Source organism: Streptomyces sp. NPDC043738 (genome assembly GCF_056436545.1).
Window position 1 is genome coordinate 32,443 of sequence record NZ_JBWKCJ010000025.1, and the last position, 15,053, is coordinate 47,495.

A 15,053-nucleotide genomic window follows, 5' to 3' on the forward strand; every position below is an offset into this window, starting at 1 on the left:
CGTACTGGGTCACGGGACAGGCTCCTTGCGGGGGACGGGCACGGACATCTGCTGCCGGCGGACGGGATCGTGCCGGTGCGCGGGCGGGCGGCCGCACGGCGCGGTCCGGCGGCGGACGGCCGCGGGCGGCGTGGTGGGTATCGGCGGAAGGGGCATCAGGCCACCTCCGAACGGTCGGCGGCCATCCCGGCGGCGTCGAGGAGCGCCGTGCCGACGATGAGGTCGGCGCCGCCGAACTCGGGGTCGGTCAGCTCCGTGCCGTCGTCGACCGCGAAGAGCAGCTGCGGTTCGCCCTGGCGGTAGGCCGTGCCCACCGGCGGGCTGGCGGCGTGCACCGCCAGCAGGGCGACGAGGTAAGGGAGTTCGGGATCGCTGCGGCGGGCCTCGGCGAGCAGGCCGGAGAGCCTGCGGGGCGCGTCGGCCGGCAGGTCCAGCAGCGCCATCGCGGCGTCGAGCTGGGCCTCGCTGAAGCGGCTGTCGTCGGGCGTGGCCACCAGGTCGGGCTCGGGCATCTCGGCGCCGAGGTGCTCGCGCTCCAGGGGCGGGGTCAGGAGCACCTCGACGAGGTCCCCGACGCGCACCGCCGAAGGCGTGCGCAGGCCCGTGCCGTGCGCGAAGTAGGCGTCGGTGACGCGGATGGCCTGCTCGGCGGGGAGCGGCAGCAGGGGCGCGACGAGCTGGCCGTACAGGTCGAGTCCGGCGCGGGCGGCGGGGGCGGCGAAGGCCTGCCGGTCCTGCTCGGCGCGGAAGAGCGGGCCGGCCTCCAGCAGCCGGGACTGGAGCTGGGTGTGCCGGCGGATGCAGTCCTTGACGATGTCGACGAGCTCGGCGGCGCGGCGCTTGTGCTCCCCCGTCTTGGAATCGACGGCCTCCGCCTCGTCGCGGGCCTTGCGGATGTTGGTCAGGATGGCGTTCTCGTGGCGGTAGCGGTCCGCGACGTGGTCCAGCGCCTCACTGATCATGTCGGGGACGGTCTCGAGCCAGTCGACGGCGCGGACGTTGCGCCGGGTGGCGTCCAGGGTCCGGCGCAGGGTCTCGGCGTACTGGACGGTGCGGTAGCGGGCCTGCTCGGCGGCGAGCTGGGCGTCGGCCAGCCGCCCGCGGTTGATCAGCACCTCCAGCTTGACCTCGGCGGCGATCTGGGCGCTGGTGACATCGGTGTCGAGCGCGCCGACCAGGACGTTGACCGCCTCGTCGGTGGCCCGGAGGTAGACGGTGCCGCCGGCGCCGGGGACCTCCTCGATGAGCTTGAAGTCGTAGTCGCGCCGGACGTACTCGCCGTCGGTGGTGAACGTGCCGTAGACGGCGCGGAAGCCGCGGTCCACGCTGCCGACGTTGATCAGGTTCTCCAGCACCCAGCGGGCCACCCGCTCGTGCTCGCCCGCGGGCCGGCCGGGGTTCTGGGCGGCCACCCGGGGGAGCACCTTCGCCACTATCTCCTCGTGGTCGGCGCCGGTGTCGAAGTCCATGTTGAGGGTGACGAGGTCGATGACGGCCAGCGCCACCTCCGCCATGGCGTAGCCGCCGTACTCGCCCGCGAGGTTGGCCTTGCGCACGTCGAGGTCGTGCAGCGGCGCGGTGCACGCGAGGGCGCGCAGCCGGCGGGCCAGGCCTTCGTCGGCGGCCGGGCCCGGCGCGGGGCGGTTGACCCCGTTGAGCTGGGGCGCAGCGGGCCCCGGGGCGGGAAAAGTCACGTCGCACAGAGTAGGCGCTCGCACTGACAACGGACGAAACGGCGCGGATCCGCTCGTGGGTGGAACGGCCGGTGGGCCCGTTGACGGGCCGCTCTCGGGCCGGTGCGCCAGTCTACGAGGCGGCTCGTCACGGCCGGGCGCCGGGCCCCCCGGTCAGTGGGTGGCCCCGCCCGCCACGCGGATGTCGGTGCGGGTGTGTACCGCGGTGGCGGCGATCTCCCGCAGGGCCCGGGCGACCGCGGGGACCGGCAGCGACGGCTGGGCGCGGTCGGTGACCTGCTCGGGGGCGTAGGGGACGTGCACGAACCCGCCGCGCAGGTCGGGGAGTTCGGTGGCGATGAGGTGGGCCAGGCCGTAGAAGACGTGGTTGCAGACGAAGGTGCCGGCCGTGTTGGAGACGGAGGCGGGCAGCCCGGCGGCGCGGACGGCCGCCACGCACGCCTTGATCGGCAGGGTGGCGAAGTACGCGGCCGGGCCGCCGGGCACGATCGCCTCGTCGACCGGTTCGGCTCCGGAGACGTCGGGTATCCGGGCGTCGTCGACGTTGATGGCGACGCGTTCGACGGTGATGTCGGGGCGGCCGCCCGCCTGGCCGACGCAGACCACGACCTCGGGGCGGGCCTCCTCGATGGCGGCGCGCAGCACGGCCACCGACGCCCCGTAGACGCACGGCAGCTCGACGGCGGACACCTCGATCCCGGCGGGCGGTTCGGCCGCGGCGGCGCGTACCGCCTGCCAGGAGGGGTTGGTGGCCTCACCGTCGAAGGGCTGGAAGCCGGTGAGCAGGACCCGGGTCATACGGACATCCTCGGCAGAGCTGGGGGGGCGGACGGGACGGGACGGACGGCTCAGAAGGCGAACAGCGCCATGATCACGATGTTGCAGCCGAGCAGCACGCCCGCGGTGGGCAGCTGCGCCTTGATGGGCCCGTACTGGTCCTTCAGTTCCAGCAGGGCGGCCGGGACGATGTTGAAGTTGGCGGCCATGGGGGTCACGAGCGTGCCGCAGAACCCGGCGAGCATGCCGATGGCCAGGACGGCGGCGGGGTTGCCGTCGAAGTGCCCGATCAGGACGGGCCAGCCCACGGCCGCGGTCATCACGGGGAAGGCGGCGAAGGCGTTGCCCATGATGATGGTGAAGGCGAACATGCCCACGCAGTAGACGACCACCGCGATGTAGAGCGAGTCCTTGGGCAGGACGGAGGTGGCGAGCTTGCCGACCTGGTCACCGACGCCGGAGACCTGGAAGATGGCGCCCAGGGTGGCCAGCATCTGGGGCAGCAGCATGGCCCAGCCCATCGCCTCCAGCATGGAGCGGCCGGACTGCACGGGCACCGATATCCGCTTCTCCCGCAGCATGACCATGCCGACGACGAGGGCGACGACGGCCCCGATCCCGAGGCCCAGGATGGTCTCGCTGCCCTCCTGGAGGACCGGTCGGCCGCCGATGGAGAGGTGTTTGACGCCGATGGCGCAGGCCATGGCGACGGCCGGGATGGTGAGCGCGGGGACGAACAGCCGGTTGCCGAGCCTTGCCGCGCTGGCGGCGCGCTGCTCGGGGGTGGTGGTGCGCGGGGTGCCGCGTCCGGTGCAGCCGAAGCCGGCCAGCGCGGCCATGGCGAGCACGGCGACGCCCAGCGGCTCGGCGGGCGCCTGCTTGGTGACGACCCAGCTGCTGTAGACGAAGCCGGCGCCGATCAGGCCCCAGAAGGCGCCGGTCCCGTAGCGCTTGGGGTTGCTGCGGTCGGTGACCATCTGAGCGGCCATCACCAGGAAGCTGAGGCCGACCAGCCAGTAGAACCACTCTGCCTTGATCACTGGGCTGCCTCCACTGCGGCGCTGGGCTGGACGTTGGCGGTGAGCAGTTCGCGCTCCAACTGGCGGTCCAGGCGCAGCAGTCGCCAGCCGTGGACCACGAAGGCGCACACGGCGGTGGGGATCGCCCACAGTGCGAGGTGCAGCGGTTCGAGGTGGGTGCCGTAGGTGGTGTTGACGAATCCGGTGATCAGCAGGATGGAGCCGACGGCGAGGAAGACGTCCTCACCGAAGAACAGGCCGACGTTGTCCGCGCTGGCGGAAAAGGACCGGACCTTCTCGCGCGTCCGGTCGGGGAGTCGGCCGTACTTGCGCTCGGCGGCGCCTTCGGCCATCGGCACGGCGAGCGGGCGGACGGTCTGGGCGTGCCCGAAGACGTTGGTCAGCCCGACCGCGGCGCCGATCTGCCGCAGGCCCAGGTAGAGCGCGAGGAAGCGGCCGGTGGTGAGCTTGGCGAACCGGGCGATGAGGTTGCGGGCCTGCTCCTGGAGGCCGTAGCGCTCCAGGAGTCCGATGACCGGGAGGGTGATCGCGAAGATCGTCACCGCCCGGCTGCCGGCGAAGCCCTCGCCGAAGGCGGCGAGCACCTTGCCGGGCGACAGGCCGCCCAGCAGGCCGGTGCCGATGCCGGCCACGCCCACGACCAGCAGGGGGTTGCGTTTCGTGGCGAAACCGATGACGACCACGAGCACGCCGAGGAGCACGATCATGGATCCGCCTTCCGCGTACGGGACCACGCGGGTCCGTGAAGAGGGGTTACGAGATTGCAGCGGACGTTAGGCGATTGTTCAACGATCCGACAAGGGGTCTGCGCGGGCAATCTCGAAACCGCGTTCACTCCTCCGCGATGTGCCGGGCGTAGGCACCCGACAACTGCACACGCGAATCCTCCAGATAGGAGTGCAGCAGCCGCTCGGCCTCGGCGGCGTCGCCCGCCTGCAGCGCCTCGACGATCTGCCGGTTGCGGGTGAGGTAGGGCGCGTGGAAGCGGCGGGGGTCGGCCATGACGTGGAAGACCAGCCGGAGTTCGGCCAGCACGCCCCGCATCAGCTCGTCCGTGCGCGGACTGCCCGCGAGGGCCACGATGCCCTGATGAAAGCGGATATTGGCGGTCGAGAGGTCCTGCCACTCCCGCTCGTCGGAGGCGGCCTCGCCGGCCCGTACGGCCGCCTCGATCGCCGCGACGGCGTCGTCGACGCGGGCGTCGTAGGGCCCCTGCCCCAGACCCCGTACCGCCGCGCACTCCACGAGCGTACGCACCCGGTAGATGTCGTCCAGGTCCTCGACCGTCACCACCCGCACGAAGACCCCGCGGTTGAGCTCGTGCACCAGCAGCCGCTCGTGGGTCAGCAGCCGGAACGCCTCCCGCAGCGTGTTGCGCGAGACACCCAGCGCGCCGCCGATGCTCTCCTCGGAGAGCCGGGCGCCGGGCGGGAAGTAGCCCTCGGTGATCCTGTCGCGCAGGATGTCGGCAACCCGCTCGGCCGTACTGGCGCGCCCCAGCATGGCGCGGTCCCGTTCCAGGCCCGCGACCTCGGCGAGCCGCCCCTGATCGTTCTTCGCCACTTGGCCGGCCATGCCGCCGCTCCCCGCTGTCGTGTCCGTACCGGGCGGCCGCAGCGTGCCTCCGGGTGTCCTGTCGGGCGGAAGTCAATCCCAGACCAGGGGACAAAACAACGGAGCCGGAACCAGGTGCCGCACACCTCTTGTCGGATCGTTCAACGATCCTCTACGTTGTTCCCCACGCCGGTCGGCTCGACGGCCCTCGGGGGAGAGCCGCTACGGACACGGGCCGGCCGGACCGCGCCCGTCCGCCCGCCGGCCCGACGAAACCCTTGGAACGGACACACATGAGCGACGCGGTGGACTGTGTCATCGACCTCAACGCCGACCTCGGCGAGGGCTTCGGCCGCTGGCAGCTCACCGACGACGAGGCCCTGCTCTCCGTCGTCACCAGCGCCAATGTCGCCTGTGGCTTCCACGCCGGGGACCCCTCGACGATGCGCCGGGTGTGCGACCTGGCCGCCGCGCGCGGCGTGGTGATCGGCGCCCAGGTCTCCTACCGCGACCTGGCCGGCTTCGGCCGCCGCGCGATGGACGTCCCCCCGGACGAACTGGCCGACGAGATCGCCTATCAGATCGGCGCGCTGGAGGTCTTCGCCCGCGCCGCCGGCACCCGCGTCTCCTACGTCAAACCGCACGGCGCGCTCTACAACCGCTGTGTGCACGACGCGGAGCAGGCCGGCGCCGTCGTCGAGGGCGTGCGCACCGCCGGCGGCCAACTGCCGGTCCTCGGCCTGCCCGGCTCCCGGCTGCACGACGCCGCCCGGCTCGCCCAACTCCCCGTCGTCGGCGAGGCGTTCGCCGACCGCGCCTACACCGCCGAGGGCACCCTCGTCTCCCGCCGCGAGCCGGGTGCGGTGATCCACGACCCCGACGAGGTCGTCAAGCGCGCCGTCGGCATGGCCCGCGACCGCGCCGTCACCTCCCGCGACGGCCGCCGCGTCGCGATCGCCGCCCGATCACTGTGCCTGCACGGCGACACCCCGGGCGCCGCCGGCCTCGCCCGGCGCGTACGGTCCGAGCTGACCGCCGCCGGCGTCCGCGTCCGGAGCTTCACATGAGGCCGCTGCCGGTCGGCGAACACGGGCTGCTGATCGAGCTGGACGGCGCCGAGGAGGTCGAGGCGCTGCACGCCGAGCTGCTGCGCCGGGCCGCCGACGGTGCCCTGCCGCGGATCGGCGAGCTCGTGCCGGCCGCCCGCACGGTCTTCCTCGACGGCCTCGCCGACCCCCGCGGCTTCCTCGCCGAGCTGGCCACCTGGGTCATCCCGCCGCGGGCCGCCGCCGACCGGCCCGCCGTCGAGATCCCGGTCCGCTACGACGGCCCCGACCTCGCCGATGTCGCCGCCCTGTGGGACACCACCCCCGACGAGGTCGTCCGCCTGCACTCCGGCACCGAATTCCACGTCGCCTTCTGCGGCTTCGCCCCGGGCTTCGGCTATCTGACCGGTCTGCCCGAGCCGCTGCACGTGCCGCGCCGGGACACCCCGCGCACGAAGGTCCCGGTGGGCTCGGTCGCGCTCGCCGGCCCGTACACCGGCGTCTATCCGCGCTCCTCCCCCGGCGGCTGGCAGCTGATCGGCACCACCGACACCGTGCTGTGGGACCCGCGCCGCGAGCCCGCCGCACTGCTCACCCCGGGCACCCGGGTCCGCTTCGTCCCCCTGGAGAGCGCGGAGACCGCCCGATGACCGACCGCGCCTTCTCGGTCGTCCGAGCCGGTGCGCTCACCACCGTCCAGGACCTCGGCCGGCCCGGCCACGCCCACCTCGGGGTGCCGCGCGCCGGCGCCCTGGACGAACCCGCGCACCGCCTCGCCAACCGCCTGGTCGGCAACCCCGAGTCGGCCGCCGCCCTGGAGACCACGCTCACCGGCTGCGCCGTACGGGTCCGCACGGCCACCACCGTCGCCGTCACCGGAGCCCCCTGCCCGGTGACCGTCGACGGCCGCCCCGCCCCCTGGGGCGCGCCGTTCCGCGTCCCGGCCGGCGCCGTCCTGGACGCCGGACCCGCCACCCACGGCCTGCGGTCCCACCTGGCCTTCGCCGGCGGCATCGAGGCCGAGGAGATCCTGGGCAGCCGCGCCACCGACCTGCTCTCGGGTCTGGGCCCCGACCCGCTCACCGACGGCGCGGTCCTCCCCCTCGGTACCCCGCACGGCCCGCCCGCGGCCGCCGACGCCGTCCCGCATCCCGGCCCGGTGTCCGAACTCCTCCTGCCGTTCCTGCCCGGCCCCCGCGACGCGTGGTTCACCGAGGCCGGCCGGCGCACCCTGGCCACCGGCCGCTTCCGGGTCTCCCCGGCCAGCAACCGCATCGGGCTGCGCACCGAGGGCCCGCCCCTGGAACGCGCCCGTCCCGGCGAACTCCCCAGTGAAGGCATGCCGTTGGGCGCCCTCCAGGTCCCGCCGAACGGCCTCCCGGTGCTCTTCCTCCACGACCACCCCACCACGGGCGGGTACCCGGTCGCCGGCGTCGTGCCCGCGCGCTTTTTGTCCGCGGCGGCCCAGGCGGTGCCGGGGACCCCGGTGCGGTTCCTGCCCCTCGGCCGGCGGCAGGGCCCGGCGTCGCACCCCGGCTGACACACCCGACCCCCGGTCGCGGGGCGACCGGGTCCGCGCCCGCGGGCGGCGGCTACGCCTCCCCGTACCCACCGCCCCCAGGCGTGCGGATCACCAGCACATCGTCCGTGCCGACCTCCGCCGCGTCGCAGCCCTTCAGCTGCTGGTGCGAGCCGTCCGCCCGTTCGATGAAGTTCACGCCCAGCGCGCCCGGTGCGCCGCCCGCCATGCCGTACGGCGGGATCCTGCGGTGGTTGGTGAGCAGGGCGACGGTCACCGGCTCCAGGAAGCGCAGCCGGCGCTCGACGCCGCAGCCGCCGTGCCAGCGCCCCGCCCCGCCGCTGCCGGCGCGGATGGCGAAGCCGTCGACGCGGACGGGGTAGCGCCACTCCAGCACCTCGGGGTCGGTCAGCCGGGAGTTGGTCATATGGGTCTGCACCGCGTCCGCCCCGTCGAAGCCGTCGCCGGCGCCCGAGCCGCTGGCGACGGTCTCGTAGTACTGCACCCGGTCGTTGCCGAACGTGAGGTTGTTCATCGTGCCCGAGCCCTCCGCCTGGACGCCCAGGGCCGCGTAGAGCGCGCCGGTGACCGCCTGCGAGGTCTCCACGTTCCCCGCGACGGTGGCCGCCGGGAAGACCGGGGCGAGCATCGAGCCCTCCGGGATGCGGACCTCGACGGGCTTGAGGCACCCGCTGTTGAGCGGGATGTCCTCGGCGACCAGCGTGCGGAAGACGTAGAGCACGGCCGCCATCACCACCGAGGTGGGCGCGTTGGCGTTGCCGGGCTGCTGGGGTGAGGTGCCGGCGAAGTCGAGCACGGCGCTGCGGGCGGCGCGGTCGACGCGCAGCGCGACCTGGATCCGCGCGCCGGCGTCGGTCTCGTAGCGGCAGCTGCCGTCCGCCAGCCGCGCGATGATCCGGCGCACGGACTCCTCGGCGTTGTCCTGGACGTGACCCATGTAGGCGCGTACGACGTCCAGGCCGAACTGCTCGGTCATCCGGTGGAGTTCGTGGATGCCCTTCTCGTTGGCGGCGATCTGGGCGCGCAGGTCGGCGAGGTTGGCGTCCGGTGCGCGCGAGGGGTACGGCCCGGAGGTCAGCAGCTCGCGGGTCTCGCGCTCGCGCAGCCGGCCGTCGCGCACCAGCAGCCAGTTGTCGAAGAGGATGCCCTCCTCCTGGATGGTGCTGCTGAAGGCGGGCATCGAGCCCGGGGTGATACCGCCGATCTCGGCGTGGTGGCCGCGGGAGGCGACGAGGAACAACAACTCGTCACTGTGCGTTACAGAGTCGCAAGCGGCATCCGAAACAGCGTCAGAAGCCCTTGCGAAGACGGGGGTGACGACCGTGACATCCGGGAGGTGGGTACCGCCGTGGTAGGGATCGTTGATCGCATAGACGTCGCCCGGCCGCATGTCGCCGCCGCGCCGCTTGAGCACCTCCTTGATGGACTCCCCCATCGAGCCCAGGTGCACCGGAATGTGCGGCGCGTTGGCGATCAGGTTGCCGTCGGCGTCGAACAGCGCGCAGGAGAAGTCGAGGCGCTCCTTGATGTTGACGGAGTGCGCGGTGTTCTCCAGGCGGACCCCCATCTGCTCGGCGATGGCCATGAAGAGGCTGTTGAAGACCTCCAGCATCACCGGGTCGGCTTCGGTGCCGACCGCGACCCGGTCGGTGCGCGGCCTGGTCCGGGTCAGCGTCAGGTGTCCGCGGTCGCCCATGGCCGCCTGCCAGTCGGGGTCGACGACCGTGGTCGCGTCCTCCTCGGCGATGATCGCCGGGCCGGTGAGGGTGTCGCCGGGGCGCAGGTCGGTGCGCCGGTACAGGCCGGTGTCCCGCCAGCGCCCGCCCGCGTACATCCGGACCGTCGCGGCGGGCGCCAGCTCCCCCTCCCGGCCGCCGGGCCCGGCCTCGTATCCGCGCGCGCCGCCGGCCTCCCCCAGCGCCTCGACCGACACCGCCTCGGCCACCAGCGGCTTGTCCATGGTGAAGGCGTAGCGCTCGCGGTGCGCGCGGACGAACTCCGCGGCCATGGTGTCGGCGTCGGCGAGCGGTACGCCGATGGTGGAGTCGGTTCCGGCGTAGCGGACGAGCACCCGGGCACGGGTGGTGATCGACTCGTCCGCCACCCCGTCGTCGAGGAGCTCGCGCCGGGTCTGCCCGGCGAGCGCCGCGCACACCTCCCGGACCCGGTCGAGGGCCGCGGGGTCGGTGAACTCCGCCTCGACGGCCTGCTCCCGCATCGCGGTGGCGTCGGCGACCCCGATGCCGTACGCGGAGAGCACCCCGGCCAGCGGCGGGACGAGGACCGTGGCGATGCCCAGCGCGTCGGCGACCGCGCAGGCGTGCTGGCCGCCGGCGCCGCCGAAGCTGGTCAGGGCGTAGCGGGTGATGTCGTGGCCGCGCTGGACGGAGATCTTCTTGACGGCGTTGGCCATGTTGAGCACCGCGATGTCCAGGAAGCCGGCCGCGACCTCCTCCGGACCGCGGTCGTCCCCGGTCTCGGCGGCGATCCGCGCGGCCAGCTCCGCGAAGCGGGTGCGGACCGCCTCGGCGTCCAGCGGCTGATCGCCCTCCGGCCCGAACACCGCGGGGAAGTGGGCGGACTGGATGCGGCCGAGCATCACATTGGCGTCGGTGACGGCCAGCGGCCCGCCGCGCCGGTAGCAGGCCGGCCCCGGATCCGCGCCGGCCGAGTCGGGGCCGACGCGGTAGCGGCGCCCGTCGAAGTGGAGTACGGAGCCGCCGCCGGCCGCGACCGTGTGGATGTTCATCATGGGGGCGCGCATCCGTACACCCGCGACCTCGTTGCCGAAGACCCGCTCGAACTCGCCCGCGTAGTGCGAGACGTCGGTGGAAGTGCCGCCCATGTCGAAGCCGATCACCCGGTCGTGCCCGTCGCCGGCCTCGGCGGCCGCACGGACCATGCCGACCACGCCGCCCGCGGGCCCGGACAGCACCGCGTCCTTGCCGCGGAAGTGCTCCGCCTGCCGCAGCCCGCCGTTGGACTGCATGAACATCAGCCGGATGCCGGGGAGTTGGGCGGCGACCTCGTCGACGTAGCGGCCCAGGATCGGGGAGAGGTAGGCGTCGACGACGGTGGTGTCGCCGCGCGGCACCAGCTTCATCAGCGGGCTGACCTCGTGCGAGCAGCTGACCTGGGCGAAGCCGGCCGCTCGGGCCAGTTCGGCGACGGCCTTCTCGTGGTCGGCGTGCCGGTAGCCGTGCAGCAGGACGACGGCGGCGCTGCGCAGCCCGTCGGCGCGGGCCCGCAGCAGCGCCTCGCGGACCCGGTCGGTGTCCAGCGGCCGGACCAGCTCGCCGTGGGCGCCGATCCGCTCCGGCACCTCGATCACCCGGTCGTAGAGCGCCTCGGGCAGCACGATCCGCCGGTCGAAGATCCGCGGCCGGTTCTGATAGGCGATCCGCAGCGCGTCCCGGAAGCCCTCCGTGGTCAGCAGCACCGTCGGCTCGCCCGTGCGCTCCAAGAGGGCGTTGGTGGCGACGGTGGTGCCCATCTTGACGACGCCGACCCGCTCGGCGGGCACCGGTTCGTCCGGGCCGAGCCCCAGCATCATCCGGATGCCGGCCACCGCGGCGTCCCGATAGCGCTCGGGGTGGTGCGAGAGGAGCTTGCCGGTGACCAGCCGCCCGTCCGGCCGCCTGCCGACGACGTCCGTGAACGTGCCACCGCGGTCGATCCAGAACTCCCAGCGTCCGGTCATCCCGCCATTGTCGCAGCGCCCTTCACCGCACCGGCGTCTTTCGGCGGCAGTCCGGCTCCCAGCGCGGCGAGGGCGCTGCGGGTGGCGTGGTCGGCCGCGGCGTCCAGCAGCCGCCCGGATCCGGCCAGTGCGTGCCGGCACTCCTGCAGCGCCAGGGCGAGCAGGCCGGGCAGCAGATCCGTACACCGGTCGGCGACCCAGCGCGTCCCCTTGGTCGCCATCCACAGGGCGGAGGCGGTACGGGTCGGCGGCCGGCCGTCGAGGGTGAGCGAAGGCGGCGGTCCGACGGGCACGCCGGCGTCGGCGAGCGCCGTATGGAACCCACGCGCCAGCAGCCGGTGGCCGCGCTCGCTGGGGTGCAGCCGGTCGACGCTCCACGAGGCGCGCTCGGCGACCCACGGGTGGTCGGCCAGGTGCAGATGCACTCCCCCGTGGCGGGCGGACACCGCGTGGACGACGGTGTTGACGGCGCGCATCCGCCGCGCCAGCGGACGGGCCAGCGGCCCGGGCAGCCCCAGCATCCGGCCCGGATCGGGCAGACACGCCGTCAGGACCACGGCACCGCCCGCGCTCAGGACGCCGTGCGTCCGGTCCAGCGCGGCCGCCACCCGCTCGATGGTGAAGGCGGCCCGCAGGGTGTCGTTCGCGCCGACGACCAGCGAGGCGAACCGCGGCTTGAGCTTCTGCGCGGCGGGCAGCTGCCGCTCGGCGACATCCGCCGCCAGCGCCCCGCTGAAGGCCAGGTTCACCAGCGGTACGCTCCCCGGCCGCTCGCCGAGCGCCGCGGCGAGCAGCGCGGCCCAGCCGCGCCAGCCGCCGCCCGGCAGCGGATCGCCCAGCCCCTCCGTCAGCGAGTCGCCGAGCGCGACGAAGCGGCCCGGGCCGGCGGCCGGTGCCCCCGCCGCACCCGCTGTTCCCTCCGGTCCCATGGTCACCACCCGCCCCGCGGGCCCGTCGGGTACGGCGCCACCGGGGCGACGACCGGCCGGCCGAGCACCGCCGGCGCGTCGTGCGCTGCCAGGAAGGCGTCGACGGCGGGCTGCCAGCCGTAGCCCTCGGCCCGGCGGCGGGCGGCGGCGCGCCGGGCGGGCTCGGGCCGGGCCAGTACCCGCTGGACCGCGTCGGCGAAGGAGGGCCCGTCGTCGAGCGCCGTGTCACCGCCGCCGTCGACGAGTCCGGCCAGCGCCGACGCCGCGCTGGCGACGACCGGGGTCCCGCAGGCGAGCGCCTCCAGGGCGGCCAGCCCGAAGGTCTCGGCAGGCCCGGGCGCCAGGGTGAGGTCGGCGCTCGCCTGGAGCGCGGCGAGCCGGGACCGGTCGGCGAGGTGGCCGAGGAACGCCGCGGGCAGCCGCTCGGCCCGCGCCCGGGCCTCCAACCGCGGCCGCAGCGGCCCGTCGCCGACCACCACCAGCGCCGCGTCGACCCCGCGCCGGCGCAGCTCCGCCAGCGCGTCCAGGGCCCGCCCCGGCCGCTTCTCCTGCGACAGCCGCGAGCACATCAGCAGCAGGAACTCGGCCCGGCCCGCGCAGCGGCGCCGAAGCTCCGCGCTGCGGCAGTCCGGGTGCCAGGCGGCGAGATCGACGCCGAGCGGTGCGCGCACCACATTGCGCGCCCCGGCCCGGGTGAACTCCGCCGCCGCCCAGTCGGTGGTGCACACCACCCGGCTGTAGGCGTGCGCCGTACGGCGGTTGAGCCGGTCCGCGGCGGCCCGCGCGAGCGGCCGCGGCACGCCCCAGGTGCGCAGCACCCCGTCCACGCTCTCGTGCGAGACCATCACCGCGGGCACCCGGGCCCGGCGCGCCCACTCGCCCGTCCAGCGCAGCGTCGTACGGTCGGAGACCTCCAGGCGGTCGGGGGCCAGCGCGGCCAGCAGGCGCTGCAGCCGGTGGCGGTCGGTCAGCAGGCGGTAGCCGCCGCTGCCGGGCAGCACCGGCCCCGGCAGGGTGATCACCCGCCCCTGGCCGGTGAGTTCGTCGCGCACCCCGCCCGCCCGGCCGTCGCCTTCCGGTGGTCCGGGCACGATGAGCACCGGCTCGTGCCCGGCGGCCCGGTAGCCCTCGCCGAGCGCGCGCAGTGCGGTGCGCAGCCCGCCGGAGGCCGGGGTGACGAAGTTGGCGATCCGTACGATCCGCAGTCCGGTTCCGGCCGTGCGCCGCCGGTTCATGCCGCCACCGCCGTCCGGTCGGCGAGCACGGCCTCGTAGTGGCCCAGCAGCTGATCGCCCACCGCCTCCCAGGTGCGGTCCGCGACCGCCCGGCGCGCCGCGGAGCCGTACCGCACCCGTAGCTCGGCGCTGCCCCCGAGGAAGCGCACCGCGTCTCGGAACGCCCCGCCGTCGCCCGGCGTCACCAGCAGCCCCGTACGGCCGTGGTCGACCAGGTCGACCGGACCGCCCGCCCGCGGCGCGACCACCGGCACACCGGAGGCCATCGCCTCCTGCACGGTCTGGCAGAAGGTCTCATACGGGCCGGTGTGCACGAACACGTCCAAAGAGGCGTAGAGGCGCGCCAGTTCGTCACCGGTGCGGCGGCCCAGGAAACGGACCTCAGGCAGCGCGGCGCGCAGCCCGGCCGCGCTGGGGCCCTCGCCGATGACGACGGTACGGACGCCCGGCAGCCGCGAGGTCTCGGCCAGCAGCCGGACGTCCTTCTCCGGCGCGAGCCGCCCCACGTACCCCACCAGCAACTCCCGCCCCGCGGTCAGCGAGCTGCGCAGCACCGCGTCGCGCCGCCCCGGGTGGAACCGCTGGGAGTCGACGCCCCGCGGCCACAGGTGGACCCGCGGCACTCCGTGGTCGGTCAGGTCCAGCAGCGCCGCGCTGGAGGGCGCCAGGGTGCGGTCGGCGGCCGCGTGCACGGCCCGAATGCGCCGCCAGGCGGTGCCCGCACCGCCGCCGAGGTACGTACGGGCATAGCGGCCCAGGTCGGTCTGGTAGACGGCGACGGCGGGCACCCGCCGACGGGCGGCGGCCGCCATCGCGCGGGCACCGAGGACGAAGGGGCTGGCGAGGTGCACCAGATCGGGCCGGTGCCCGTCGAGGGCGGCCGACAGCCGGCGCCCGGGGAGCGCGATCCGCACCTGCGGGTACCCGGGCAGCGGCATCGAGGGCACCCGGACGACGGGGCAGGGACTCTCGTACGCCGCGGCGCCGGGCACACCGCCACCGAGCGGCGCGATGACCAGCGGATCGTGCCCGCGCCGTACGAGGTGCCGGGCGGTTTCCAGGGCGCAGTGTGCGACGCCGTTGACATCGGGCGGGAAGGATTCGGTGACGAGGACGACACGCATAACGCTGTTGTCGGCGGGCCGTGCGTGGAGGGGACCACGTGGATCTTTCTTGCTGGAGAACGTCCCATGAGCGTTCCGCTGCGCTTGGGCTTGCTTCCCACGTTGTCGGCTGACCCGCCGTGGTGGTTGTTCGTCGTTGCGCCTGGCGGCGGGCGTTTGTGTGTCGGGTGCGGTGACAGCCCTACGGACTCCGTCCTACGGTCTGTCCCCTCCCGTGAGTGGGGGTTGAGGAGCTGGGTGGGGCCGGGCCCCATCCGTCCACTGCCCGCGCGGAAGGGATGACGTTCACCCCCACGGTTCTTCCCACCCACGGGAGGGGGCGGGCCGGAGGGGGGGGGGGGTGGGGGGGGGGGGGGGAGGGGGGGGGGAACCAACCCCCACCCCACCACCCCCACAAGCAAAAAGACCCAACAC

General features: G+C 74.5%; 12 protein-coding genes. 3 read left to right on the top strand and 9 right to left on the bottom strand.

What is annotated here, in order from left to right; genetic code table 11:
- Positions 1–155: 155 nt before the first annotated feature.
- The 5 genes from AC0680_RS27795 to AC0680_RS27815 form a co-directional block, all read right to left on the bottom strand.
- The gene (locus AC0680_RS27795; RefSeq protein ID WP_478633824.1) at positions 156–1,694 is read right to left on the bottom strand and encodes a hypothetical protein; all 1,539 of its coding nucleotides are present in this window, start codon (positions 1,692–1,694) and stop codon (positions 156–158) included.
- A 153-nt stretch (positions 1,695–1,847) separates the two neighbouring features.
- The gene (pcp, locus tag AC0680_RS27800; RefSeq protein ID WP_478633825.1) at positions 1,848–2,492 is read right to left on the bottom strand and encodes a pyroglutamyl-peptidase I; all 645 of its coding nucleotides are present in this window, start codon (positions 2,490–2,492) and stop codon (positions 1,848–1,850) included.
- A gap of 50 nt (positions 2,493–2,542) precedes the next feature.
- The gene (locus AC0680_RS27805) at positions 2,543–3,511 is read right to left on the bottom strand and encodes a DUF979 domain-containing protein (RefSeq protein ID WP_478633828.1); all 969 of its coding nucleotides are present in this window, start codon (positions 3,509–3,511) and stop codon (positions 2,543–2,545) included.
- Positions 3,508–4,218: a DUF969 domain-containing protein gene (locus AC0680_RS27810; RefSeq protein WP_468978280.1), complete on the bottom strand. Its 711-nt coding sequence runs from the start codon at positions 4,216–4,218 to the stop codon at positions 3,508–3,510. The genes AC0680_RS27805 and AC0680_RS27810 overlap by 4 nt, the downstream gene beginning before the upstream one ends.
- A gap of 124 nt (positions 4,219–4,342) precedes the next feature.
- A complete protein-coding gene (locus AC0680_RS27815) occupies positions 4,343–5,086 on the bottom strand; it encodes a GntR family transcriptional regulator (RefSeq protein ID WP_478633831.1) in 744 nt (247 codons plus the stop codon).
- A 272-nt stretch (positions 5,087–5,358) separates the two neighbouring features.
- Between AC0680_RS27815 and AC0680_RS27820 the strand changes: the two genes are divergently transcribed.
- Genes AC0680_RS27820 through AC0680_RS27830 form a run of 3 tightly spaced genes read left to right on the top strand, consistent with a single transcriptional unit; the run spans position 5,359 to position 7,651 of the window.
- The gene (locus AC0680_RS27820; RefSeq protein WP_478633833.1) at positions 5,359–6,132 is read left to right on the top strand and encodes a LamB/YcsF family protein; all 774 of its coding nucleotides are present in this window, start codon (positions 5,359–5,361) and stop codon (positions 6,130–6,132) included.
- A complete protein-coding gene (pxpB, locus tag AC0680_RS27825) occupies positions 6,129–6,761 on the top strand; it encodes a 5-oxoprolinase subunit PxpB (RefSeq protein WP_478633836.1) in 633 nt (210 codons plus the stop codon). The genes AC0680_RS27820 and pxpB overlap by 4 nt, the downstream gene beginning before the upstream one ends.
- Positions 6,758–7,651: a 5-oxoprolinase subunit C family protein gene (locus AC0680_RS27830; RefSeq protein WP_478633839.1), complete on the top strand. Its 894-nt coding sequence runs from the start codon at positions 6,758–6,760 to the stop codon at positions 7,649–7,651. Before pxpB ends, AC0680_RS27830 begins: the two co-directional genes overlap by 4 nt.
- Before the next feature lie 52 nt (positions 7,652–7,703).
- On the opposite strand, the gene AC0680_RS27835 is transcribed toward AC0680_RS27830, so the two are convergent.
- From AC0680_RS27835 to AC0680_RS27850, 4 genes are read right to left on the bottom strand one after another with little or no spacing between them, the layout of a single operon-like run.
- Entirely contained in the window at positions 7,704–11,351 is a 3,648-nt protein-coding gene (locus AC0680_RS27835) for a hydantoinase B/oxoprolinase family protein (protein ID WP_478633842.1), read from the bottom strand.
- Entirely contained in the window at positions 11,348–12,280 is a 933-nt protein-coding gene (locus AC0680_RS27840; RefSeq protein WP_478633845.1) for an SGNH/GDSL hydrolase family protein, read from the bottom strand. The genes AC0680_RS27835 and AC0680_RS27840 overlap by 4 nt, the downstream gene beginning before the upstream one ends.
- Positions 12,281–12,282: 2 nt before the next feature.
- Positions 12,283–13,515: a glycosyltransferase gene (locus tag AC0680_RS27845; protein ID WP_478633848.1), complete on the bottom strand. Its 1,233-nt coding sequence runs from the start codon at positions 13,513–13,515 to the stop codon at positions 12,283–12,285.
- Entirely contained in the window at positions 13,512–14,639 is a 1,128-nt protein-coding gene (locus tag AC0680_RS27850) for a glycosyltransferase family 4 protein (protein ID WP_478633851.1), read from the bottom strand. Before AC0680_RS27850 ends, AC0680_RS27845 begins: the two co-directional genes overlap by 4 nt.
- Positions 14,640–15,053 lie beyond the last annotated feature (414 nt).

Coding starts and splice junctions, on each gene's coding strand:
- pcp (WP_478633825.1), bottom strand. CDS start 2,492: ATGACCCGGGTCCTGCTCACCGGCTTCCAGCCCTTCGACGGTGAGGCC.
- AC0680_RS27810 (WP_468978280.1), bottom strand. CDS start 4,218: ATGATCGTGCTCCTCGGCGTGCTCGTGGTCGTCATCGGTTTCGCCACG.
- AC0680_RS27815 (WP_478633831.1), bottom strand. CDS start 5,086: ATGGCCGGCCAAGTGGCGAAGAACGATCAGGGGCGGCTCGCCGAGGTC.
- AC0680_RS27820 (WP_478633833.1), top strand. CDS start 5,359: ATGAGCGACGCGGTGGACTGTGTCATCGACCTCAACGCCGACCTCGGC.
- pxpB (WP_478633836.1), top strand. CDS start 6,129: ATGAGGCCGCTGCCGGTCGGCGAACACGGGCTGCTGATCGAGCTGGAC.
- AC0680_RS27830 (WP_478633839.1), top strand. CDS start 6,758: ATGACCGACCGCGCCTTCTCGGTCGTCCGAGCCGGTGCGCTCACCACC.
- AC0680_RS27835 (WP_478633842.1), bottom strand. CDS start 11,351: ATGACCGGACGCTGGGAGTTCTGGATCGACCGCGGTGGCACGTTCACG.
- AC0680_RS27840 (WP_478633845.1), bottom strand. CDS start 12,280: ATGGGACCGGAGGGAACAGCGGGTGCGGCGGGGGCACCGGCCGCCGGC.
- AC0680_RS27845 (WP_478633848.1), bottom strand. CDS start 13,515: ATGAACCGGCGGCGCACGGCCGGAACCGGACTGCGGATCGTACGGATC.
- AC0680_RS27850 (WP_478633851.1), bottom strand. CDS start 14,639: ATGCGTGTCGTCCTCGTCACCGAATCCTTCCCGCCCGATGTCAACGGC.